This window comes from Amycolatopsis sp. WAC 01376 (assembly GCF_003947415.1).
Classification (GTDB): Bacteria; Actinomycetota; Actinomycetes; order Mycobacteriales; family Pseudonocardiaceae; genus Amycolatopsis.
The window spans coordinates 107027-130630 of sequence record NZ_QHKL01000011.1 but is presented as its reverse complement, the minus strand read 5'-3'; the positions used below and the strand labels follow the sequence as shown (position 1 = coordinate 130630).

Genomic DNA, 23604 nt, shown 5'->3' with positions numbered 1-23604 from the left:
AGCCGATCGTACGAGCAGGCTCGCTCAGCCGGTGAACTCGACCTCCGCCGCGGGCACCACGCGCAGCCTGCCGCCCGGGTGGATCGCGGTGCTCAGGAGCAGGTTGTGCCGCGCGATGACCTGTTCGGCGGTCAGGCCCGTGGTGGGATCTCCGTCGGCGGACGGCGCGTGGCCGTCGCCGACCAGCACGACGTCGAGACCGTGGCTCTGCGCGGATCTGGCGGTCGCGTCGACGCAGTAGTCGGTGGCCAGCCCGGTCAGCACCACGGTGTCGACGCCCCGGTCGGCGAGCAGCCCCGCCAACCCCGTGCGGTAGAAGGAGTCGGTCGCCGTCTTGTCGACCACCACGTCGATCGGTTCGAGACCGAGCAGCGCGCTGACCCGGGTGCCCGGTGACGCGGGATCGAAGTCGGTGCCGGGCGCGCCGATCTGCCGCAGGGCGATCACCGGAACGCCGTCCGCCCGGGCCCGGCGCGCCAGCGCGGCGATCCGGGCCGCCAGCTCCTCACCGCGCCACACCAGGGGGACGAGCATGTCCTGCATGTCGACGATGAGCAGCGCGGCCTTCATATCCGGCAGCCTAGTGTCCTGCATCGGAAGTTCGCGCCGTTGATCCGTATCGATATCCGGCCGTTTCGCGCCTGGTCCCGGGGGGCAAAAGGTGAAGATGAGGCTCTTGACTGTCCACAAGGGACGCCGGGCAGGTAGGTCGTGAGTGGTAAGTGTCGTTCTAACGACACTTACCACTCACGACCCCCATCGAAAACCGCACATTTATCCACAAGCCGGACATATCGCCGCCCGAAAGTGTCCCTTATGGACACTCGAGACGGGGCCGGCTCCTGTGGTCGGTCCGGAACCTCACCATGAAGACATCCTGGCTACCTTGAAGTCAGCGAAATACTCACGGCCTCAGCCGGCGGCATCTTCACCGCACGAAACAAGAAACAAGAGCCTTCGGCACCGCGCCGAACTACCACGCGAACTTCCGACTCGGACACTAGGGCAGCGCAATCAGCAGGCTGCTGTGCGTCTTGGCCCACTGCGCGTACGCGTCGAGGTTGTTCTTCAGCCACTTGTCGCCGGTGTCGACCGGGCAGTCGTGCATGTCGCCGCACAGGTCCGGGGTCGCGAAAGCGACGAGCGGCAGCTTGGTGAAGTCGCTCGGGAACGACGAGAACCTTTGTTCGCCGACGCCGGGACATTGCTGAAGCTGACCCAGCTTGTTGTGCTTGCGGGCGTATTTTCCCTTCGTGCAGCCCGTGTAGCCGTCGGGGGGCATGCTTTCCGCGTAGCCGGCGAACTTCTTGCTGATCCCCGCCGGCTGGGAAGCGATGTTCTCCTTGTTCCCGAGATCCTGGCATTTGTTGCTGTCGACGCCGTGCGTCGAACCCGCGAACTGGGCGATGTAGTTCGGCTGGCTTGGTTCCAGAACATGCAGAAACCTCCTGGGAAAAGGTTGAAACTTTGACGACCGGCCATCGGGTTCAGCGGCGCTCCGGAGGCGTCGACAGAGTCGAGACATCAGATGTCTCAGCTGCATTTAAACGGCAGGAAAGTCTCGGGCCCATCAAGATCGCCTGACTGGAGCAATCCGCAGGGGTAGAACGCCCCAAAACCGACATTACTTGGCACGGAACCCCTCTTCGCCTTGTGCTCGGGACGGCGAACCGATGAACTTATGGCAACTCGCTGATTCAGCCGGCTGGCAGTTGTGTCACCATTACGTCAGCGTCGTGGTGTACTCATCCGACCATTGGTTAAGCTGTTCGGCGTGAAGCCCCTTTCGCCGAGACCGGCCGGATACACGATCGAAGAACTCTCGACGATCGTCGGCATGTCGGCGCGCAATATCCGGGCTCATCAGACGAGAGGCCTGCTCGCCCCGCCGGTCCGGCACGGCAGGTCCGCCTACTACGGCCCGGCCCATCTGCGGCGGCTGCGGCGCATCACGATGCTGCAGAAACAGGGCTTCAACCTGGTGTCCATCGCCGCGATGCTCGGAACGACCACAGTGGACGGCGCCGAACGGCTGGAGGCGGCGATGGCCGACCTCGCCCGCGACCAGCCGGCCGTCGCCCGGAGCCTGGAACGGCACGGCGTGCTCGGCAAGGACGACGAGGGAGCGCCCGCCGTCGTGCGCCCGTCCGTTTCCCGCGCGGTGGCCGAGCTCGCCGGTGCCGGGATCCCGCCCGTCATGGCCCTGCGGTTCCTCGGCCAGTTCATGGATCGGGTGGCGCCGCTGGCGGGCGAACAACTGGCCGCCCTGAAAGTCCAGACCGGGGGTGCCGCGGCGGCTCCATGGTCCTGTTTCGCCGAGCTGCTGGTAAGCGCTTTCAGAACGACCGTGGAAAACGCCGCCGAACTCACTTTCGCAGACAGGGAGCCAGGGGCACGGCCGCCGAGGTAGCCGCCGCCGTCACCACGTCGAGCGCGATCGTTCCTTGACCGGCTGCATGGAACCGTGCAAGTGACTTCGGGCATAGGGGACTTAGCGCCGAACTCGCGTGATCAGAGACGTAACTCGCGTGCTTAGGGACGTAACTCGCGTGATCAGAGACGTAACTCGAGTGATACGCCTTCAATCACGTGAGTTACGTGTCTGATCACGCGAGTCGCGAGTTTCGGACCTCCGCGGGCGGTCAGACCAGTTCGGACGAGACGACCGAGTTCAGTCCGCGCAGCCGGTCCAGCAGGGGCTCGACCTCATCGGCGTCGATCAGGACGGCGCAGGTCATGGTGCTTTCGCGGACCCCGTCGCGCACGTCGACCGACAGGTCGTGGACGAGGCAGCCGAGCGCGTCGACCAGGCCGGGGATCTGCTCGACGCCCCCGACGAAATAGGTCGCGATCCGGCGGCGGACCAGCATGGACGAGCGCGGGGCGGGGATCTGAAACGAAACAGCGGACATCGTGGGCTCCAAGGGCGGGAAACGTAGCAGGCCATGGAGGGCCAGGTCCCGGGAAATGCCCCGTGTCGAGGGGTCGCCGGAATGCGCGCCGGCGACCTGGTTCAGCCGGCGCGCTTGACTACGAGTCGAGTCCAGCGGCGCACGGCGACAGGCTAACACGACCTACCGGCGAGTTACGAGAGCCGTAGCCGGGAGCCCTGCTCGCGGACGTGCGCGGCGGAGCCGCAGTCGAGGTCGAGCTGCCGCTGTCGTTCGGCCACGAACGCGCGGCCGAGGCCGGTGCGGTCCGAAGTGGACAGTGTGCGCCGGAGTTCGTTCAGCAGCCCGCGTTCCTCCGCGCGGATATGCGCGTCCACCGAATTCTCCAGTACCGCCAACGCTTTCTCGGAGTCGCCGGCCTCCAGCACGGCCAGCAGTTCGGCGGCGAGGCCGCTCTCTGTCGCATCGGGACGGACGATCCGTTCCGTCGCGGTGGCATGGGCGACCAGCGACGCCGAGAGTTCCGCGATCAGTGCGGCACGGTCGGCCTCGTCGTTGCGGAGGTCGCGGAACAACTGCTCGATCCGGCGATGGTCGGCCAGGACGACCTCGACCAGGTCGGAGCCGGGGGGAGCGGCCGTCGGGCCCGGGCGCATCCAGCCGAAGGTCAGCTCCACGGCTTGCCGCCAGTGCCCGTACTCGCTGTCGCGGCGGGCGGGGTCCATCGTCGGCAGCCACTGTCCGGCACGGTGCCAGTTCCGGCGCAGGCCCTCCAGATCCGGCCAGTATCCGACGGACAACCCGGCCGCGTACGCCGCGCCCAATGACACCGTCTCGGCGACCATCGGGCGGACCACCGGCACGTCGAGGACGTCGGCGACGAACTGCATCAGCAGGTTGTCGGCGGTCATCCCACCGTCCACTTTGAGCGTCGAGAGCGCGAGCCCCGAATCGGCGTTCATCGCGTCGACGACCTCGCGGGTCTGCCAGCCCGTCGCCTCCAGGACGGCCCTGGCGAGATGACCCTTGGTGATGTACGACGTCAGCCCGGCGATCACGCCGCGTGCCTCACTGTGCCAGTGCGGCGCGAACAGGCCGGAGAAGGCGGGCACGATGTAGCAGCCGCCGTTGTCCTCGACCGTCCTCGCCAGCGTCTCGATCTCGGGTGCGCTGCCGATCAGTTCGAGCCCGTCCCGGAACCACTGCACCAGCGATCCGGTGACCGCGATCGACCCTTCGAGGGCGTACACGGCGGGTTCGTCGCCGATCTTGAATCCGACGGTGGTCAGCATGCCGTGCGTCGAGAGCACCGGCGTCGGGCCAGTGTTGAGCAGGAGGAAGCTGCCCGTGCCGTATGTGCACTTCGCCTCGCCGGGCGCGAAGCAGGTCTGGCCGAACAAGGCCGCCTGCTGATCGCCGAGCGCCGCCGCGATCCGGATCCCCGGGACCACCCGCGACGTCGTCCCGTACACCTCGGTCGACGGGCGGATCTCCGGCAGCATCGCGCGCGGGACGTCGAAGAACTCCAGCAGTTCGTCGTCCCAGGACAGCGTCCGCAGGTTCATCAGCATGGTGCGCGAGGCGTTGGTGACGTCGGTGATGTGGACGCCGCCCTCGGGACCGCCGGTCAGGTTCCAGATCAGCCAGCTCTCGACCGTCCCGAACAGCACGTCGCCGCGCTCGGCGCGTTCCCGCAGGCCGGGGGTCCTTTCCAGCATCCACCGGATACGCGGTGCGGAGAAGTACGTGGCCAGCGGCAGTCCGCACAGCCGCCGGACGCGGTCGGCGCCCGGCTCGCGGGCGAGGTGTTCGAGCATCGCGTCGGTGCGGGTGTCCTGCCAGACGATCGCGCGCCCGACCGGATTGCCGGTGTGCCGATCCCACAGCACCGTCGTCTCGCGCTGGTTCGCGATTCCGAGGCCGACCACCTGTGCCGGTTCGACGCCGGCGTCGGCCAGCGCCTGCGGCACGATCCGGCCGACGTTGCGCCAGATCTCGGTCGCGTCGTGCTCGACCCAGCCTGGCCGGGGGAAGTGCTGCTGGTGTTCGCGCTGCGCGACCGAGACCAGCCTGCCGCGCGCGTCGAACAGGATGCACCGCGTCGAGGTGGTGCCCTGGTCGATCGACATCACGTAGCGCTGGACCACGCGAGCACCTCCATCACCATCGGGACGCGCCGAGATCGCGGGAGACCGCCCGTGCCGCGTCGCGTACGTGGCCGAGCAGCCGCGGGATCGGGCTGCCGTCGGCTTCACAGATCCGTTCCGTCGCGCCGGAGACCCCGATCGCGCCGACCACGATGCCGCCGTGGCCGCGGATCGGCGCAGCTATCCCGGCCTCGCCGGTGATCATCTCGCCGTTCTCACTCGCCCAGCCCGCCTCGCGCACCTTGCCACAGGCACGTTTGATCGCCGTCTGGGTGACCAGGGTCCGGCGGGTGTAGGCCTCCGGTCCGCCGCTGCGCAACGATGCCACGAGACCGGTGTCGTAGGCCAGAAGTACTTTTCCGAGCGCCGTCGCGTGCAACGGAAGAAGCGTGCCGACGTCGAGGGTTTGCAGGCTGTCGTCGGGCCGGAACACGTGGTGTACCACCAGGACCCGGCCTTCCAGCGGCGCGCCGATCCGGACGGCTTCACCGCTGCGCGCGGCCAGCGCGTCGGCCCAGTTGATCGCGCGAGACCGGAGTTCGTTGACGTCGAGGTAGCTCGTGCCGAGATGCAGCAGCGCCGCGCCCAGTTGGTATTTCCCGGTGTCGCGGTCTTGTTCGACAAAGCCGACCCCTTGCAGGGTGCGCAGGATCCCGTGCGCCGTTCCCTTGGCGAGTTCGAGGGAATCGGCGATCTCGCCGACCCCCAGACGCCCCGAACCGCGCGCCAGCAACCGCAGGATCGCGGCGGCGCGCTCGATGGACTGGATCGGACCGGGCACGGCCCAACCGTAGCCCGACCGGCCCTGATTCGACAATGTCGAACATCGTCTTCGCGCGTTCGACAATGCCGACCGGTGTCCGTTGACCCCGCGTTTCCGCGAACTTAACTTCGGCCTCAACAGGGCAACGGTGTCCTTTGTGGAGGAAGCAATGGTGCGAAACCTCAAAGCTCGCGGACTGGCGGGCGAACTGGCGGCGGAGTTCGTCGGGACGATGATCCTCATCCTGTTCGGCTGCGGGGTGGTGGCTCAAGTCGTCGCCGCGGGCATCGGGGACCACGACAGCATCGCGTGGGCCTGGGGAATCGGTGTCACACTCGGTATCTACGTGGCTTCACGGATCAGCGGCGCGCATCTGAACCCCGCCATCACGGTGGCGCTCGCGGTGTTCAAGGGCTTTTCGTGGCGCAAAGTCGCCCCGTACGCCTTGGCGCAGACCGCCGGAGCGTTCGTCGCCGCGCTGCTGGTGCGATGGAACTACACCGAGGTGCTCAACGCCGCCGACCCCGGCCTGACGATCAAGACCCAGGGTGTCTTCTCCACCCTTCCGGGTAACGGAACCCTTCCGGTGGGTGACTGGGGCGCCTTCCGCGACCAGATCATCGGGACCGCGATCCTCGCGCTGGTGATCTTCGCCATCACCGATCTCCGCAACACCGCGCCCGCCGCGAACCTCGCCCCGGTCGTCGTCGGCTTCCTGGTGGTCGCGATCGGCATGGCCTGGGGCACCAACGCCGGCTACGCGATCAACCCCGCCCGCGACTTCGGCCCGCGGCTGATGTCCTGGCTCACCGGTTACGACACCGCGTTCACCGATCAATACGGCTATCCGTACTGGTGGATCCCCATCGTGGCACCGGTCATCGGCGCGGTCATCGGCGGCGCGATCTACAAGTTCTTCATCGAGCGCTACCTGCCCGCCGACCCGGCACCGGAAGCCTTGCCCGCCAAGGACATCGAGCGCGTTTCCTAAGGAGACTCTGCCCTTCGGGGTGCAACCCCGAACCCGCCCGGAGGCTCCGCCCCGGACCCCGGAAAGAAGAGGGAATTATGCCTGACTACATCGGCGCCGTCGACCAGGGCACCACCAGCACGCGCTTCATGATCTTCGACCACGGCGGCAACGAGATCGCCCGCCACCAGCTCGAGCACGAGCAGATCCTGCCGAAGCCGGGCTGGGTCGAGCACGACGCCACCGAGATCTGGGAGCGGACCCGCTCGGTCATCGCCACCGCGCTCAACAAGGCGAAGCTCACCGCCGCCGACCTCGCCTCGCTCGGCATCACCAACCAGCGCGAGACCACCGTCGTGTGGAACCGCCGCACCGGGCGCCCGTACTGCAACGCCATCGTGTGGCAGGACACCCGCACCGACCGGATCGCCTCGGCGCTGGAGCGCGAGGGCAAGGGCGACGTCATCCGCCGCAAGGCCGGGCTGCCGCCCGCGACCTACTTCTCCGGCGGCAAGCTGCAGTGGATCCTGGAGAACGTCGACGGCGTCCGCGAAGACGCCGAAAAGGGCGACGCGCTCTTCGGCACCACCGATTCCTGGCTCATCTGGAACCTCACCGGCGGCCCCGACGGCGGCGTGCACGTGACCGACCCGACCAACGCGTCGCGCACCATGCTCATGGACCTCGAAACCCTGGAGTGGGACGACGAGCTGCTGTCGTTCTTCGACGTCCCGAAGCAGATGCTGCCGTCGATCGCGCCGTCGTCGAACAACGGCCGTTTCGGCGTCACCCGCGCGGACGGCCCGCTCGGCGGCGAGGTCGCCATCACCGGGGTGCTCGGCGACCAGCAGGCGGCGACCGTCGGACAGGTGTGCTTCCGCCCCGGCGAGGCCAAGAACACCTACGGCACCGGCAACTTCCTGCTGCTCAACACCGGCCACGAGGTCGTGCGCTCGAAGCACGGCCTGCTCACGACGCTGGCCTACCAGTTCGGCGACGAGAAGCCGGTGTACGCGCTGGAAGGCTCCATCGCCGTCACCGGTTCGGCCGTGCAGTGGCTGCGCGACCAGCTGGGCATCATCAGCGGCGCGTCCCAGAGCGAGAGCCTCGCCCGCCAGGTCGAGGACAACGGCGGCGTCTACTTCGTACCCGCGTTCTCGGGCCTGTTCGCGCCGTACTGGCGTTCGGACGCGCGCGGCGCGATCGTCGGGCTCACCAGGGCGACCACCAACGCGCATCTGGCGCGGGCGACGCTCGAAGCGATCTGCTACCAGACCCGCGACGTCGTCGAGGCCATGCAGAACGACTCCGGTGTCCCGCTCGACGTGTTGCGTGTGGACGGTGGCGTGACCGCGAACGAACTCTGCATGCAGTTGCAGGCGGACATCCTCGGCGTGCCGGTGTCGAAGCCGGTGGTCGCCGAGACCACCGCGCTCGGCGCCGCCTACGCGGCAGGCCTCGCGGTCGGGTTCTGGAAGTCCACCGACGAGCTGGAACAGAACTGGAACGAGGACAAGCGCTGGGAGCCGTCGTGGACGGACGAACAGCGCGCCGAGGGCTACGCGGGCTGGCAGAAGGCCGTCGGCCGCACGCTCGACTGGGTAGAGGTCGAGTGAGCCCGATGAACAGGAGGAACAGAGTGACACCCGTACCGCTTTCCCCGGTCTACCGTGCCGAGACGCTGCGCAAGCTCGCTCGCGAAGAGGTCGAAGTTCTCGTCGTCGGCGGGGGAGTGACCGGTGCCGGCGTCGCGCTCGACGCGGCTTCGCGCGGGCTCTCCGTCGCGCTCGTCGAGGCACGTGACTTCGCCGCGGGCACGTCGAGCCGGTCCAGCAAGCTGATCCACGGCGGGCTGCGCTACCTGGAGAACCTCGACTTCAAGCTGGTCCGTGAGGCGCTGAAGGAACGGAGCCTGCTGCTGCAGACGCTGGCGCCGCATCTGGTCCGGCCGGTGAAGTTCCTGGTACCGCTCAAGCACCGCGTCTGGGAACGCGGCTACATCGGGGCGGGTGTCACGCTCTACGACACCCTCGGCGGAGCGCGCGCCTTGCCGCGGCACCGGCATCTGTCCAAACGCGGCGCGGGCAAGGTCGCCCCCGGCCTCGCGGTCGACGCCCTGATCGGCGCCATCCAGTACTACGACGCCCAAGTCGACGACGCCCGTCACACCATGACGATCGCGCGGACCGCGGCCGAACAGGGCGCGTCCGTTCTCACCCGCGCTCGTGTGACGTCGCTGATCCGTGACGGCGAACGCGTCGTCGGCGCCAAGGTCGTCGACCGCGAGAGCGGCGCGGAGATCGAGGTCCGGGCGAAGACGGTCGTCGCGGCCACCGGCGTGTGGAGCGACGACATGGCCGAGGCGGCTGGCATCCCCGCGCCGTTCACGGTGCGCGCGTCGAAGGGCATCCACCTGGTGGTGCCGCGCGAGAAGATCGACCTGGACACCGGGCTGATCCTGCGCACCGAGAAGAGCGTCCTGTTCGTCATCCCGTGGGGACGGCATTGGATCGTCGGCACCACCGACACCGAATGGGACCTCGACCGCGAACACCCGGCGGCCAGCCAGGCCGACGTCGACTACGTGCTCGATCACCTCAACGCGGTCCTGCGCACGCCGCTCACCGCCGACGACATCGAAGGCGTGTACGCCGGGCTTCGGCCGCTGCTGGCGGCGAAGGCGACTTCGACGACGAAGCTGTCGCGCGAGCACGCCGTCGCGCATCCGGTACCCGGTCTGGTGATCGTGGCAGGCGGCAAGTACACGACGTACCGCGTGATGGCCGCCGACGCGGTCGACGTCGCGGTGGACGACCTCGGCCGCCCGGCGCCGTCGTCGTGGACCGAACGGCTGCCGATCGTCGGTGCGACGGGCTACCACGAGATGTGGGGCGCGCGGCACTCGCTCGTGCAGCGCACGGGGCTGCCGATCGGCCGGATCGAGCACCTGCTCCAGCGCTACGGCACCGCGATCGAGGACATCCTGGAGTCCATTTCGGAGCGTCCCGAACTGGGCGAGCCGATCCCGGGAACGGCGGAGTACCTCAAGGCGGAGGTCGTTTACGCCGTCTCGCACGAGGGCGCGCTGCACCTGGAGGACGTCCTGACACGGCGCACGCGGATCTCCATCGAGGAGCGTGACCGCGGTGTGACGGCGGCGCCGGTGGTGGCGGAGCTGATGGCGCCGCTGCTGGGCTGGGACTCGCACAAGCGGGAGCGCGAGGTCACCAACTACCTCGCGCGGGTCGAGGCGGAGCGCTCCGCCCAGGCCCAGCCGGACGACGAAGCGGCGAACGCCAGCCGTCTCGCCGCTCCGGCGCTGCTGCCCTCGTGAGTTCCGCACTCGTCGGTGGCGTTTAGTCCTCTGGATGCGGTCCTTGCGCACGCAACTACCGCATCCAGAGGACGAAATGCTTACTTGAGCCAGTCGAGGTAGCGGGTCTCGGCGATGCGGGCGCCGTCCTTCGTGGTGAGGACGTCGCCCTTGACGGCGGCGAACATGCCCGCGGTCTCGTCGACGGTCACCGAACGCGTGTCTCCCTTGGCGGACAAGGTGATCCGGCCCAGTTCGTCCAGCGGGTACACGTCCGGGCCGCCCACGTCGAGGGTTCCGTTCAGCGGCTTCCCGGCCGAGACCTCGGTGACGGCGGCGGCGACGTCCGCCGCGGCGATCGGCTGGATCGGCGTGCTGGGCAGGCGGACCGTGGTGTCGTCGGCGGTCCAGGACAGGACGGCGTCGACGAATTCCATGAACTGGGTGGCGCGGACGATCGAGTAGGGGACGCCGCTGTTCTCGAGGATGTCCTCCTGAAGTGTCTTCGCGCGGTAGTAGTCGAGTTCGGGCACCTGGTCGACGCCGACGATCGACAGGATCACGAAGTGCCCGGTGCCCGCCTTCTTCGCGGCGGCGACGAGGTTGTCCATCGACGTCCGGAAGAACGCGGGGGAGGCGTCGTCGAAGGTCGGCGAGTTCGTGAGGTTGACGACCACGTCGGCGCCGTCGAGCGCGGCGTCCAGCCCCTGGCCGGTGAGGAGGTCGACCCCGGTGGACGGCGAGTGCGGCACCGCCTCGTGCCCGGCCTCGTTCAGGTTCCGCACGACCTGCGAACCGATCAGTCCGGTCCCGCCGATGATCGCGAATTTCATGACCCAGTGCCCTTCCTCGGTAGGCGTCCGCTAACTCGGATACCTCATGTCCGAGATAATACTCAGACACATTGTGTCCGAGTCAAGGGGCGAGTTAGAGTCATCCGGGTGAAGATGTCCGGTGGGGTCGAGTGGGCCCTGCACTGTTGCGTCGTCCTGACCTCGGTCGACGAACCCGCGCCGGCCGCGCGCCTGGCGCAGCTGCACGACGTCTCGCCGAGCTACCTCGCGAAGCAACTCCAGGCCCTTTCGCGAGCAGATCTCATTCGGTCGGTGCAGGGAAAGGCCGGGGGATACGTCCTCACCCGGCCGCCGTCGGAGATCACGGTGCTCGACGTCGTCGAGGCCATCGACGGGCCCGGCCCCGCCTTCGTCTGCACCGAGATCCGGCAGCGCGGCCCGATGGCGACCCCGCCCGAGGCGTGCACGGCGCCGTGCGCGATCAGCCGCGCGATGGCGAACGCCGAAGTCCAGTGGCGGGCGGCGTTGCGCGCGGTCTCCATCGCGGATCTGGCCGACGACGTCAGGGGCGACTACGGTCCGGGCGCCCTCGCCGGAATCGGCGCGTGGTTCAAGGCCGCCGAGGGCTGAGCCGCATCAGCGCGGTGGCCGCCATGGTCGCGACCACCAGCATCGCCGCGAGCGAGAACGCCTGCGCCGAAGAGTGGCCGCGCAGGAAGACGGTGCCGAACACCGCGATGCCCAGTGTCGCGCCCACTTGCTGCACCGCGTTCAGCAGTCCGGCCGCGGAACCTGTCTCATGTGGACGGACGACGGACAACGCCGCGGTGAAGAACGGCACCGTGAACAGCCCAAGGCCGAGCCCGCCGATCCCGAGCGCGAGCGGCAGCGGACCCGCGATCGCCAGCAGGATTCCCGCGAGCAGCAGCGTCAGCCCGGCGAAGGCCACCCGGGATCCGAACCGCGGCACGAGCACCTTGCCCGCCACCCAGGAGGAAATCGCCAGCCCGCCCGACCACGGCAGCAACGTCAGTCCGGACGCCAGTACGCCGTGGCCCTCGTCCAGTTGCTGGTGCAGGACCACCACGAGCATCACTCCGTTCATCACCGCGAAGAACAGCGTCGACGCCGCCAGTGCCGCGGGGAAACCGCGGTGTCCGAACAAACTCGGTTCGATCAAGGGATGCCGCCGCTTTCGCTGATGGAACCCGAACAGCACCAGCACGACGGCACCGGCGCCGAAGAGGCCCCAGTCCCACTGCCCGATCAGCGGGTACACCAGCAGGCCGACACCGAGCGAGGCGAGCAGGGTGCCTTGCACATCGAGCCGGACCGGACGCTCGGCGCGGTCCTCGGGCAGCAGCCGTCCGGCCATGAGCACCGCGATCGAGATCGGCACGTTCACCAGGAACGCCGCCCGCCAGGACACCAGATCCGTCAGCAGGGCACCGAGCAGCGGCCCGCTCACGGCGGACAGGCCGACCACCGGACCGTTCCAGCCGAGCGCCGCCGCCAGCGCCGGACCGGTGAACATGACCTTGATCAACCCGATCGTCTGCGGGATCACCAGTGCCGCCGCCATGCCCTGCACCGCTCGCGCGCCGATCAGCGCGCCGGTGCCCGGCGCGAGCGCGCAGCACAGCGACGCGAGGGCGAACAGCGCGACACCGGACAGGAACACACGTCGGCGGCCCAACAGGTCACCTAGTCGGCCGCCGGTGATCAGGAATACCGCGAACGGCAGCGTGTACGCCGCGCCGAACCACTGGATGGCCGAAGGGGCGCCGCCGAGGTCAGCGTGGATCGCCGGGCCGGCGACCTGCGTGATCGTCGAGTCCAGCACGTTCATCGCCTCGGCCGCGAGCAGCGTCGCGAGCGGGACCGACCTGGTCTTCGTCAGTTGCATGATCGAGAGAGTGCGGTGAAGATGTCTTCTGTTCCACGAAACCCGCCTCGGTTGGACGAAATATTCCATGCTCGACGACATCGACCGCGCTTTGATCCACGCGCTGCAGATCGACGCCCGTGCGGCGTTCAGCCGTGTCGGCGCGGTGCTCGGCGTCTCCACCCAGACCGTCGCCCGGCGCTACCAGCGGCTTCGCGCCGAAGCGGGGCTGCGGGTGGTGGGCCTGCCCGATCCCGACCGGACAGGGCTGACGCAGTGGCTCGTGCGGCTCAGCGCGCAGCCCGCCACCGCGCGGACGCTAGCCCGTTCGCTGGCCAGGCGGCCGGACACGTCGTGGGTCAAGCTCACCTCGGGCGGCACGGAGATCGTGACGATCGCGCACACGCCGAGGCACGCGCCGAGCGCCATGCTGCTGCACGACATCCCGCGCACCGCCAGCGTTACGGCGGTGTCCGCGCATTTCATCCTGCACACCTACCTCGGCGGCCCGACGGCCTGGCGCGGACGCGTCAACGCGCTGACGGAAGAGCAGCAAGAAGCGTTGCGGCCGCCGGAATCCCACGCCGTTGAAGCTCCGCTGACCGCGGCGGACCACGCGTTGATCGCCGCACTCCGGCACGACGGCCGCGCGAGCATCGGGGAACTCGCCGCGGCGGCGGGCCTGGCGCCGGCGACCGCGGCCCGCCGCCTGGCGGATCTGCGCGCACGGGGCGCGCTCTTCTTCGACGTCGAGATCAGTGCCGCCCTGTACGGCATGACCACGCAGGCGTCCCTCTGGATGGCCGTCGCGCCGGCGGACCTCGACGAGGTGGCGACGACGCTGGCCACCCACGAGGAGCTCGCCGTCGTCGTCGCCACGACCGGGCCCACCAACCTGGCCGCGCAGGCGCTGTGCCCGGATCCCGCCGCGCTACACCACTACCTCACGCGACGGCTCGGCGCGCTGCGCGCGATCCACACGGTGCACACCGCGCCGGTGCTCGAGATCGTGAAGGCGGTCGGACCGCTCACGGCTTGAACCGGTCGGCGTGTTCGGCGACCCACTGCGCGAAGGTGCGGGCCGGGCGCCCGGTCACCATCTCGATCGTGTCGACGACGGTGCGCGCCTCCACGGGCGGATCGCTGTGCCAGCCGACGACGTATTCGGCGTCCGCCACCGAGACGCCTTCGGCCAGCAGCCGGTCGATCGCCTGCTGCCGCGTGATCCGCTCCAGTGTGATGTCGTGGCCGAGTGCGTTGCCGAGGATCGCGATCCGTTCGCTCGTGGTCAGCGCTTCCGGCCCGGTGAGGTTGTAGACCTTGCCCGAGTGCCCGTCCTCGACGAGCGCGGTGGCGGCGACGGCGCCGATGTCGCCCTCGTGCACCACGGCGCTCGGGAGGTCGAACGGCTCGCGGACCACTTTCCCGGTGCGGATGGAATCGGTCCAGGTCAGGGCGTTGGACATGAACTCCTGAGGTTCCAGCCGCGTCCATTCCACCCCGGACTCGGCCATGGCCTGCTCCGTCGGCCCGACGTAGCCGCCCCACACGATGGTCATCCGCCGCACCCCGGCGGCCACGGCGCGTTTGACCAGGTCGGCGCCGACGTCGGCGAGCCCCGCCGTGACGGTGATGTGCAGCCGGGTGACGCCGTCGAGGGCATCGGTCAGCGTTTCCGGCGCGGTGTGCGTGCCTTCCACCAGTTCGACGCCCACCGGAAGCCGTGCCGCGGCGGGGTTCCTGGTGAGTGCCCGGACGTGTTCCCCGCGGCGCACGAGTTCGGCCACCACGTGGCGGCCGGTGTTCCCGGTGGCGCCGGTTACCAAGACGGTCATGAGTTGATTCCCTTCGTTTCCAGCGAAGGTAAAAGCTCAAGTAATGTGGAGGTCAAGGGCCGGTCGGGAGTCGATGTTCGGCAGTGACTTTCCGGGTCTTAGTTTATGGCAAAAAATAACAGCTCCCGTACTGGCCCGAAACTCTTGACGCCACCGCCGGGTCCGGTGAGGATCGGCCGGTCCCCGCCTCCCGCAGAATGGACCAGACCATGGCAAGACGTGCGCACGCGCGCCGAAGTCCGCTGATCGCCTTGATGAGTCTCGCGCTGCTCGGCGGGGCCGTGGTGGCCACTCCCTCCGCCGTCGCGGCCGAACAGCCCGTGATCGGTAAGCCCGCGCTCGGCCGGGACGGCTGCGCCCGGATCGAGAAGAGCCTGCCGGCGCTCGCGGACTGGCCGAAGGTCGAGAGCCGGTTCAAGGGCAAGGCGGGTGACGAGCAGCGGATAGCCCAGATCCTCGCGGGGATGACCCTGGAGGAGAAGGTCGGGCAGATGACGCAGCCCGAGATCGCCGCGATCACCCCCGACGAGGTCCGGCAGTACTCGATCGGCTCGGTCCTCAACGGCGGTGGTTCGTGGCCGAACAAGGACAAGCACGCCTCCCAGCAGGATTGGCTGAAGCTCGCCGACTCCTACTGGGAAGCCGCGAAGGGCAGCCGGACGAAGATCCCGGTGATCTGGGGCATCGACGCGGTGCACGGCAACAACAACGTGTACGGGGCGACCGTCTTCCCGCACAACATCGGTCTCGGCGCCGCGCACGATCCGTGCCTGGTGCGCGACATCTCCGCGGCGACGGCCCGGCAGATCCGCGCCACCGGCCAGGACTGGGCGTTCGCGCCGACGCTGGCCGTCGTCAAGGACGACCGCTGGGGCCGCACCTACGAAGGGTTCTCCGAAGATCCGCGGATCACCAGGGCCTACGGCTACGAGGCGATCAACGGGCTCCAGGACGGCTCGACCAGACGCATCGGCTACAACGGCGTGATCGGCACCGCCAAGCACTTCATCGGTGACGGCGGCACCCTCAAGGGACAGGACCAGGGCGTCAACCCCGCCTCCGAAGCCGAGATGATCAACGTCCACGGACAGGGCTACTACGGCGCGCTCGCGGCCGGTTCCCAGACCGTGATGGTGTCGTTCAACAGCTGGACCAACGCCGAACTCGGCATCGACGAAGGCAAGCTGCACGGCAGCGACAAGGCGCTGAACCAGATCCTCAAGGGCAAGATGGGCTTCGACGGCCTCGTCGTGTCCGATTGGAACGGCATCGGCCAGGTTCCCGGCTGCACCAACGCTTCCTGCCCGCAGGCGATCAACGCCGGCATCGACATCGTGATGGTGCCGAACGACTGGAAGGCGTTCATCGCCAACACCGTCGCCCAGGTCGGCGACGGCCGGATCCCGGTCTCGCGGATCGACGACGCGGTGACCCGCATCCTGCGCGTCAAGCTGCGGTCGGGGCTGTACGAATCGCAGAAGCCGTCGGACCGGTCGTACGCCAACTCGGACGAGGCGCTGAAGGAGACCTGGCTGGCGCGCGACGCCGCCCGTTCGTCGCAGACGTTGCTGAAGAACAACGGCAACGTGCTGCCGCTGAAGCCGAAGTCGAAGGTCCTCGTGGTCGGCAAGAGCGCGGACAGCATCCAGAACCAGACCGGTGGCTGGACGCTGAGCTGGCAGGGGACCGGCAACACCAACGCCGACTTCCCGAACGCCACGTCGATCCTCGCCGGGCTCAAGCAGCAGCTGGGCGACGTCAACGTCACCTTCGACGAGAAGGGCGACACCGACCCGAAGGGCTACGACGCGGTCATCGCCGTCATCGGTGAGACCCCGTACGCGGAAGGCGTCGGCGACCTGACCCGGAAGACACTGGAGGCGTCAAAGCTCTACCCCGAGGATCTGGCCGTGCTGGACAAGGTCCGCGGCAAGGGCGCTCCGGTCGTCACCGTCTACGTCGGCGGCCGCCCGCTGTACATGAACAAGGAGATCAACCGCTCCGACGCGTTCGTCGCGGCCTGGCTGCCGGGCACCGAAGGCGGCGGCGTCGCCGACGTCCTGGTCAAGGGCGGCTTCAAGGGAACGCTGCCGTATTCGTGGCCGAAGAGCGCGTGCCAGACGCCGCTGAACGCGGGTTCGGCGGAGTACGACCCGCTGTTCAAACTCGGCTACGGCCTCAAGGCCGGCCAGCGCGTCACCGTCGGACAGCTGGACGAGACGGCAGGCCCGGTGACCTGTGGCTCGACCGGTGGCGGCGGCACCGCGACCGAGGATCTCGAGGTCTTCAACCGCACCGATGTCGCGCCGTACAAGGGTTTCATCGGCTCGGCGGAGAACTGGGGCGGCACCGAGATCGGCCCGGACGGCGCCGCTTCACACGCCGAGATCGGCGTCGTCCAGTCCGATGTGAACGTCCAGCAGGACGGGCTCAAAGCGACCTGGACCGGCACCGGCCCGGCCCAGCTCTACTTCCAGAACCCGGCCGGTACCAACGATCTGCGGGGCTACCTGAACGCCGACGCGGCGCTGGAGTTCGACACCGTCGTGCACGAGGCGCCCGCCGGCCGGACGGTGATCAGCATGCACTGCGTGTACCCGTGCTTCTCCGAGGTGAACGCGACCAAGCTGTTCACCGATCTCGCGGGGGCGCCGAAGTCGACGGTCAAGATCCCGGTGTCCTGTTTCGCCACCGGGCTGGACCTGGAGAACGTCAACACGCCGTTCCTGGTGTACACCGACGGCCGGTTCTCCGCGTCGATCGCGAACGTGCGGTGGGTGCCCAAGGGAGCTCAGGACCCCGATGCGAGGCCTTGCTCGAGTCTGAGCTGATCCGGTCGCGGCCTGGGTGACGCGGCACCGCACTTGAGTGTTCAGACCCGGAACTCGCGTGTTTGTAGGCGTAACTCGCGTGTTCCGCCTTGCGGAAGTACATGAAGGACCCCTTCCTTGCGCTAGGCGCAAGGAAGGGGTCCTTCATGTACTTCACGACCGGCCGCCGAGGTCACAGCCGTCCCACGGTCACCAGGGACCACATTTGACGGTAGCGAAAGCCTCCTTCCCTACCGTCAGGGTAGGCAAGGAGGCCCTCGCTACTACTCACGACCTGTCCGACGGCGCGGCCGCGACGATCCCGCTGATCAGCAGGTCCAGCGCGCGCGTGAAGTCCCGCTCGGGATCCACGGCCGTCAGCGCGGGTAAGGCGCGGCTGAAGTTCGGCAGCGCCGCCGGATCGATCCGCCGCAGGTAGAGGTCTTGTCCGGTTTCGTCGTGGCGCGTCGCGGTGAAACCGGCGGTCGTCAGCAGCAGCGAGCCGAAAACGAGGCTGTTCAGGGCGCCCAGCGTCTGACGGATCCCGTCGTCCTCGAAGCCGGCTTCGTAGAGCGCGCCGACGAGATCTTCGACCGGCCGCAAAGAGCGCAGCGAGTTCGGATTGGCCTCGTCGGTGGCCAACGCCATCGGCACGACCGGATGCCGGGCGAGCGCGCGATAGAGGTTGAGCACGGTGACCCGCACCCGGTCCGGCCACGGTGCGCCGGGGTCGGCCGGTTCGATTCCGCTGTAGACGCGTTCCGCGATGCCGTCGAGGATGTCGGTCTTGTTCCGGACGTGGTTGTACAGCGCCATCGCTTCCACGCCGAGCGTCTTGGCGAGTTTGCGCATCGACAGCCCCTTGAGGCCTTCCTCGCCTGCCAAGGCGAGCGCCGCGTCCAGGACCTTCTCCCGGTTCAACGGTTCTCTCCGCGTCATCCCGCGCCCTTCGCTTGACAGGTTTACGGTGTATCTATCATATTTACAGCGTATATGTACACTGTACACACGGGGGTGTCGTGAACGACGTGATCATCGTGGGCGGGGGACCGGTCGGCCTGCTGCTGGCAGGCGAACTCCGGCTGGCCGGAGCTGATCCGCTCGTCTTGGAGGCGGGCGACGGTGCGGTCCGCCAAAATCGGAGCTTCGGGTTGCGCGGGATCAACGGCCGCACGTCGCAGTCCCTGCGGCTGCGTGGTCTGACCGGGGAGTTCTCGAAGGCGCAGAAGGAGTCATCCGGCGTTTCCGGGCTGCTGAAGGGGAATCGCGCGAGAGGGCACTTCGCCGGCTTACCTCTCGTCGAGGACGAGGTCCCGTCGGGAGCGGCAGGCGGGTTCGTGCTCAAGCAACACGTGCTGGAACGGATCCTCGCCGGCTGGGCGACAGGGCTCGGCGTTCGCGTCCGGACGGACTGCGAGGTCGTCGACTTGGTGCAGGAGGATTCGGCGGTCCGCGCCGTGCTCGCCGACGGCCGGTCCGAGCGGGCCGCCTACCTGGTGGGCTGCGACGGAGGCCGCAGCGTCGTGCGGAAGCGGGCCGGGATCGCGTTCCCCGGCACGGACGCGACGATGACCGGCCGGGTCGCGGCGGCGGAGGTCGCCGATCCCGGCGCGGTGCACTCGACCATGCACGGCCCCGGCGGGATGGTGCACACGTCGCTGGTGCCGGGCGAGATCTCCACCATGGAGTTCGACGGCGGACCGGGCGACCGGGACGCGCCGCTGACGGCCGAGGAGATGCGCGCGAGTATCCACCGTGTCGCGGGGGTCGATGTCGAGCTTGTCCGCTTCGGCGGTGGAATCCGCTTCAGCGACAACACACGTCAGGCCGCGACCTATCGGCAGGGGCGCGTCCTTCTGGCGGGCGACGCCGCCCATGTGCATTCGCCGATCGGCGGACAGGGGCTGAACCTGGGGCTCCAGGACGCGATGAACCTCGGCTGGAAACTGGGCCTGGTCGTCCGCGGACGGGCAATGGAGTCCTTATTGGACACTTACACCGCGGAGCGGCATCCGGTCGGGGAGCGCGTACTGCGCAACACCCGGGCTCAGGTCGCGTTGCTGCGTCCCGGCCCGCAGGTCGCCGCGCTCCGACAGGTGATGGAGGAGACCCTGGCGATCCCGGCGGCAAGACGGCATTTCATCGCGATGGGGAACGGCGCCGACATCGACTACGCGCCGGACGCCGCGCATCCGCTGATCGGCCGGTTCGCTCCACTGCCGCTGGTGTCCGAGGACGGTCGCGCGCTGCTGGTGGCCCGCGCCGGCGAGGTCCATGCCGCCGCGAACGGGCGGGTTCGGCTCGTTGAGGCGGACTCCGATCAGGCCTTCCTGATGCGGCCGGACGGCTACGTGGCCTGGGCCGCGCCGCACGGCGAGACGGCAGGGCTGACCGAAGCACTCGCACTCGTTGCGGGAACTGACGGAGCGCGTGTATAAAGTGAAACGACCGCTCAAAATGTAACGAGTGTTCAAGTTGTGGGGGCGTCTTGCCAGGCCAATATCGAGAGCTGTTCTCCGCGAAGGGCTCTCTCGCCTTCTCCGCCGCCGGGCTGGTCGCCAGGATCCCGGTCCCCATGATGGGGATCGGGATCATCACGATGCTGGCGCAGACGCGGGGCGACTACGGGCTCGCCGGACTGGTCTCCGCGGCGTTCACGCTGTCCATGGCGCTGCTCGGGCCACAGGTCGCGAGGCTGGTGGATCGCCGGGGGCAGAGCCGGATCCTGTTGCCCGTCACCGGGATCAGCGTGATGGCGCTCGGCGCGCTCCTGCTCTGCGCGCGGTTCGGGGCGCCTGTCTGGACGCTGTACGTGTCCGCGATCCTCGCCGGGTTCATGCCCAGCATGGCGGCGATGGTCCGGGCCCGGTGGTCGCGGCTGTACCGCGGGTCGCCCCGGCTGCACACGGCGTTCGCGCTGGAATCGGTGGTCGACGAGCTGACCTTCGTCATCGGGCCCGCGTTGTCGGTCGCGTTGTGCACCGTCGTCTTCCCCGAAGCCGGGCCGCTGGTCGCCGTGGCGTTCCTCGTCGTCGGAGTGCTGCTGTTCGTCGCGCAACGCGAGACGGAACCGCCCGTGCTGCCGCAGAGCGGATCTTCCGGGAGTTCGGCGATCCGGCTGGGCGCGGTGCGGGTACTGGTACTGACGCTGGTGGCGGGCGGCGTCATCGTCGGCACGGTCGACGTCGTCAGTGTGGCGTTCGCCCGGCACGCCGGGTCGCCGTCGGCCGCGGGCATCGTCGTTTCGATCTACGCGGTGGGTTCCGCGATCTCGGGGCTGGTCTTCGGGACGCTCAAGCTCGCCATGACTCCGCCTCGGCTGCTCCTGATCGGCACCGCGGGTACGGCCGCGAGCGTGGTGCCGTTGCTGGTCGTGGACGGTGTCGTGAGTCTGAGCGCGGTGGTGTTCGTCGCCGGATTGTTCTTCTCTCCCACGATGATCGTCGTCATGGGGATGATCGAGAAGATCGTCCCGGCGGAGAAGCTGACCGAGGGGATGACGTGGGCGATCACCGGCCTCAGCATCGGGGTCGCGCTCGGCGCCGCGGTGTCCGGTGAGGCCGTCGACCGCTTCGGGCCGGACGGCGGGTTCGCCGTCGCGGTGGTCGCCGGTGGCTTGATCATCCTGATCGCCCTGCTCTCGTATCCTCTGCTGAGCAGGAAGACCACGATCAGCGAGGAGGCGGCACGCTGAACGAGCCGAGCACCGACGGCCGTCTCGCCAAGGGCGAGCAACGCAAACGGGAACTGATCGAGGCCACCCTGCGCATCGTCGCGAGGGACGGCGTGTCGGGGGTCAGCCACCGCACCGTCGCCCGTGAGGCGGGGCTGCCCGCGACGGCGGCCGCGTACCACTTCCGGGGGATCGAAGACCTGCTGACCGCCGCGCTCACCCAGTGCATGGACGAAGACGCCGAGCGGATGCGCGTCCTCGCCGCCGAGGCCGACGGCGGTGTGGACGCGCTGCGGAGGTTCGCCACCTTGATGGCCGACGTCGTCGCCAAGCCCGGGCATCTGCTGGCCGAGTACGAGCTGTACCTCTTGGCGGCGCGGGAGCCGAAGCTCCGCGAGTCGACCGATCGCTGGATGGCCGCCTTGGCGGACTTCGCCCGCCGCTACACCGACGATCCGGTGCGGGTCGAGATGCTGGTCGGGCTGGTGGACGGGTTGCTGCTGCAGGGATTGCTGCGCGACGAACCGCCGACGGCGGAACGGTTCGAGGCCATCTTGCGGACCGCTTTGGCGTCGTGAGTGGCGATTCGGGTCCGTGAAGGCCCCCTTCCCACGGCTCAGCCGAGGAAACTCGACCTTCACACCTTGCCGAGGTACATGAAGGACCCCTTCACTGCGCCAGGCGCAAGGAAGGGGTCCTTCATGTACTCAGGCGGGCAAGGACACTCGCCACTCACGACCGCGGCCTACGTGATCGCGGGTGGTGACCAGGTCAGCCGAGGATCCGTCTGCACGAAGCTGCCCAGCAGCTGGTCGATCCGCGTCAGCGTGTCGAGGTCCAGCACCACCCCGGCCGCCTTCGCGTTCTCGGTCAGCTGGGCGGCGCTGCTCGCGCCGGTCACCACCGAGGCGACGGTGTTGTGCTGCAACGTCCAGGCGAGTGCCAGCTGGGCCATGGTCAACCCGGCCTCGTCGGCGACGCCGCGCAGCATGCCGACTCGTTCGAGGAGGTCCGGCAGGAGCAGCGGCCGTGCCTCGGTCGACTTGGCGGCCCGGGAGTCCGCTGGGATCTCGCCCGGCCGGTATTTGCCGGTCAGGACGCCCTGCGCGAGGGGGACCGAGGCGAACTGGCCGATCCCGGCGCGTTCGCAGACCGGCATCACCTGCGCTTCGGCGACCCGCCAGAGCATCGAGTAGTGCGGCTGGTTGGCGATGAGCGGGACGCCGTGCCGCTCGGCGATCGGCCGCGCCTCCAGTAGCTGTTCCGCCGTCCATTCCGCGGTGCCCGTGTAGAGGATCTTCCCCTGCCGCACCAGATCCGACAGCGCGAGGAACGTCTCCTCCAACGGTGTGCGGTAGTCGAACCGCAGCAACTGGTAGACGTCGATGTAGTCGGTGCGCAGCCGCCGCAGCGACCCGTGCAGCGACGTGGTCAGGTGTTTGCGGCTGAGGCCGGCGTCGTTGACACCCGGGCCCTCCGGCCAGAAGACGCCGGTGCAGAGGACGAGATCGTCGCGGCGCGCGGGGGCCAGTGCCGTGGCGAGGTTCTCTTCGGCGGCGCCGCCGTCCCAGGCCGCGGCCGTGTGGAAGGTCGTGATGCCCGCGTCGAGCGCGGCCTGGACGCATTCCGCGCCGTCGCGGTGCGTGAGCCAGTTGCCGTAGGAGATCTCGCTGACGGAAAGCCCGCTCGCGCCGAGCCTGCGGTACTCCATGGTCACCTCTTCCGCGCGCCGGTTTCGAGGATGGTGCGGTCGATCCATTCGTCGAGACCAGCCGCCTTGCGCGCGTAGGTCTCCCGCACCGATTCGTGTGGCAGGATCAGGAACTCTTCCGACGCCAGGCCATGCACCACGGACTCCGCGACCTCCTCCGGTTCCAGCAGCGGCGCGGCGGCGGCGATCGCGAGCGCCGCGGGGTGTCCGGCGGCGATGCCCGGTTCCAGTAGCGCGGTCCGCACGCCGAGCGGGCACAGCGCGCTGACCCGCACCCCGCGCGGCCGGTAGGTGATGGCCAGCCATTCGGCGAGGCCGACGGCCGCGTGCTTGGTCACCGAGTACGGCGCGTCGCCGGGGGTGCCCAGCAGACCCGCTCCCGAGGCCGTGATCAGCAGATATCCGTTGCCCCGGCTCAACATCGCGGGGAGCGCGACCTGGGCGGCGTGCACATGCTGCATGACGTTGATCGCCCACGAGCGTGTCCACTGTTCGTCCGCGGCGTGCACGCCCGTCCCGAACGCGGCACCGGCGTTGGAACAGAAGAGGTCCACCGGCCCGAACTCGGTGCGAGCCTCGGTCACCAGCATCTTCAGGTCCTCTTTGGACGACGCGTCGGCGTGCCGCGCGATCGCGGCGCCACCCGAGGCCGTGATCCCGGCGACGACCTGCTCCGCGGCCTCGAGGTCGAGATCCGAGACCACCACCCCGGCGGCGCCCTCGGCGGCGAACCGCCGGGCCATGGCGGCGCCGATACCGTGTGCCGCGCCGGTCAGCACGACGACTCGTCCTGTCACTTCCACATGCGCTCC

Annotated in this window: 21 protein-coding genes; 10 read left to right on the top strand and 11 right to left on the bottom strand. The window is 68.8% G+C overall.

The features are described from left to right. Nucleotides 1–24: 24 nt before the first annotated feature. Entirely contained in the window at nt 25–570 is a 546-nt protein-coding gene (locus tag DMH03_RS38935; protein ID WP_125797004.1) for a cysteine hydrolase family protein, read from the bottom strand. A gap of 430 nt (nt 571–1000) precedes the next feature. Then, on the bottom strand, nt 1001–1543 hold the full coding sequence (locus DMH03_RS38930) for an alkaline phosphatase family protein (RefSeq protein ID WP_125797003.1): 543 nt from the start codon (nt 1541–1543) through the stop codon (nt 1001–1003). A gap of 231 nt (nt 1544–1774) precedes the next feature. Between DMH03_RS38930 and DMH03_RS38925 the strand changes: the two genes are divergently transcribed. After that, nucleotides 1775–2410 (top strand): MerR family transcriptional regulator, encoded by a 636-nt coding sequence (locus DMH03_RS38925; protein ID WP_125797002.1) that lies wholly within the window; start codon nt 1775–1777, stop codon nt 2408–2410. Nucleotides 2411–2642: 232 nt separating this feature from the next. Here the strand turns inward: DMH03_RS38925 and DMH03_RS38920 are convergent, their stop codons facing one another. The 3 genes from DMH03_RS38920 to DMH03_RS38910 form a co-directional block, all read right to left on the bottom strand. Then, the gene (locus DMH03_RS38920) at nt 2643–2912 is read right to left on the bottom strand and encodes a hypothetical protein (RefSeq protein ID WP_125797001.1); all 270 of its coding nucleotides are present in this window, start codon (nt 2910–2912) and stop codon (nt 2643–2645) included. 173 nt (nt 2913–3085) lie between these two features. Then, complete coding sequence (glpK, locus tag DMH03_RS38915; RefSeq protein ID WP_125797000.1) at nt 3086–5038, bottom strand: glycerol kinase GlpK; 1953 nt, start codon at nt 5036–5038, stop codon at nt 3086–3088. 13 nt (nt 5039–5051) lie between these two features. Then, entirely contained in the window at nt 5052–5819 is a 768-nt protein-coding gene (locus DMH03_RS38910; RefSeq protein WP_125796999.1) for an IclR family transcriptional regulator, read from the bottom strand. 151 nt (nt 5820–5970) lie between these two features. Here DMH03_RS38910 and DMH03_RS38905 point away from each other — a divergent pair, with 151 nt between their 5' ends. From DMH03_RS38905 to glpD, 3 genes are all read left to right on the top strand, one after another. Beyond that, nucleotides 5971–6792: an MIP/aquaporin family protein gene (locus tag DMH03_RS38905; RefSeq protein WP_125787025.1), complete on the top strand. Its 822-nt coding sequence runs from the start codon at nt 5971–5973 to the stop codon at nt 6790–6792. A gap of 77 nt (nt 6793–6869) precedes the next feature. Beyond that, nucleotides 6870–8387: a glycerol kinase GlpK gene (gene glpK / locus DMH03_RS38900; RefSeq protein ID WP_125796998.1), complete on the top strand. Its 1518-nt coding sequence runs from the start codon at nt 6870–6872 to the stop codon at nt 8385–8387. Nucleotides 8388–8392: 5 nt separating this feature from the next. After that, nucleotides 8393–10105 carry a glycerol-3-phosphate dehydrogenase gene (glpD, locus tag DMH03_RS38895; protein ID WP_125796997.1) on the top strand — a complete coding sequence of 571 codons (1713 nt, stop codon included), beginning with the start codon at nt 8393–8395 and terminating at the stop codon, nt 10103–10105. An 80-nt stretch (nt 10106–10185) separates the two neighbouring features. Here glpD and DMH03_RS38890 read toward each other — a convergent pair whose 3' ends face one another. Further along, nucleotides 10186–10917, bottom strand: a complete 732-nt coding sequence (locus DMH03_RS38890; RefSeq protein WP_125796996.1) for an SDR family oxidoreductase — start codon at nt 10915–10917, stop codon at nt 10186–10188. Between the two features lie 114 nt (nt 10918–11031). Here DMH03_RS38890 and DMH03_RS38885 point away from each other — a divergent pair, with 114 nt between their 5' ends. Then, complete coding sequence (locus tag DMH03_RS38885) at nt 11032–11508, top strand: Rrf2 family transcriptional regulator (RefSeq protein ID WP_125797055.1); 477 nt, start codon at nt 11032–11034, stop codon at nt 11506–11508. On the opposite strand, the gene DMH03_RS38880 is transcribed toward DMH03_RS38885, so the two are convergent. Continuing rightward, nucleotides 11489–12784, bottom strand: a complete 1296-nt coding sequence (locus DMH03_RS38880) for an MFS transporter (RefSeq protein WP_125796995.1) — start codon at nt 12782–12784, stop codon at nt 11489–11491. The genes DMH03_RS38885 and DMH03_RS38880 overlap by 20 nt on opposite strands. A gap of 67 nt (nt 12785–12851) precedes the next feature. Here DMH03_RS38880 and DMH03_RS38875 point away from each other — a divergent pair, with 67 nt between their 5' ends. After that, nucleotides 12852–13802, top strand: a complete 951-nt coding sequence (locus DMH03_RS38875; RefSeq protein ID WP_125796994.1) for an Lrp/AsnC family transcriptional regulator — start codon at nt 12852–12854, stop codon at nt 13800–13802. On the opposite strand, the gene DMH03_RS38870 is transcribed toward DMH03_RS38875, so the two are convergent. Beyond that, a complete protein-coding gene (locus DMH03_RS38870; RefSeq protein ID WP_125796993.1) occupies nt 13792–14598 on the bottom strand; it encodes an NmrA family NAD(P)-binding protein in 807 nt (268 codons plus the stop codon). The genes DMH03_RS38875 and DMH03_RS38870 overlap by 11 nt on opposite strands. Nucleotides 14599–14852: 254 nt before the next feature. Here DMH03_RS38870 and DMH03_RS38865 point away from each other — a divergent pair, with 254 nt between their 5' ends. Beyond that, complete coding sequence (locus tag DMH03_RS38865; RefSeq protein WP_125797054.1) at nt 14853–17429, top strand: exo 1,3/1,4-beta-D-glucan glucohydrolase; 2577 nt, start codon at nt 14853–14855, stop codon at nt 17427–17429. A 267-nt stretch (nt 17430–17696) separates the two neighbouring features. Here DMH03_RS38865 and DMH03_RS38860 read toward each other — a convergent pair whose 3' ends face one another. Beyond that, nucleotides 17697–18347 (bottom strand): TetR/AcrR family transcriptional regulator C-terminal domain-containing protein, encoded by a 651-nt coding sequence (locus DMH03_RS38860; protein ID WP_125796992.1) that lies wholly within the window; start codon nt 18345–18347, stop codon nt 17697–17699. An 80-nt stretch (nt 18348–18427) separates the two neighbouring features. Between DMH03_RS38860 and DMH03_RS38855 the strand changes: the two genes are divergently transcribed. From DMH03_RS38855 to DMH03_RS38845, 3 genes are read left to right on the top strand one after another with little or no spacing between them, the layout of a single operon-like run. Beyond that, a complete protein-coding gene (locus DMH03_RS38855) occupies nt 18428–19846 on the top strand; it encodes an FAD-dependent monooxygenase (protein ID WP_125796991.1) in 1419 nt (472 codons plus the stop codon). Nucleotides 19847–19896: 50 nt separating this feature from the next. Further along, complete coding sequence (locus tag DMH03_RS38850; protein ID WP_125796990.1) at nt 19897–21102, top strand: MFS transporter; 1206 nt, start codon at nt 19897–19899, stop codon at nt 21100–21102. Beyond that, on the top strand, nt 21099–21659 hold the full coding sequence (locus tag DMH03_RS38845; protein ID WP_125796989.1) for a TetR/AcrR family transcriptional regulator: 561 nt from the start codon (nt 21099–21101) through the stop codon (nt 21657–21659). The genes DMH03_RS38850 and DMH03_RS38845 overlap by 4 nt, the downstream gene beginning before the upstream one ends. Nucleotides 21660–21826: 167 nt before the next feature. Here DMH03_RS38845 and DMH03_RS38840 read toward each other — a convergent pair whose 3' ends face one another. Both DMH03_RS38840 and DMH03_RS38835 read right to left on the bottom strand, forming a co-directional pair. Continuing rightward, a complete protein-coding gene (locus DMH03_RS38840; RefSeq protein WP_125796988.1) occupies nt 21827–22792 on the bottom strand; it encodes an aldo/keto reductase in 966 nt (321 codons plus the stop codon). Nucleotides 22793–22794: 2 nt separating this feature from the next. Continuing rightward, on the bottom strand, nt 22795–23595 hold the full coding sequence (locus DMH03_RS38835) for an SDR family oxidoreductase (protein WP_125796987.1): 801 nt from the start codon (nt 23593–23595) through the stop codon (nt 22795–22797). Nucleotides 23596–23604 lie beyond the last annotated feature (9 nt).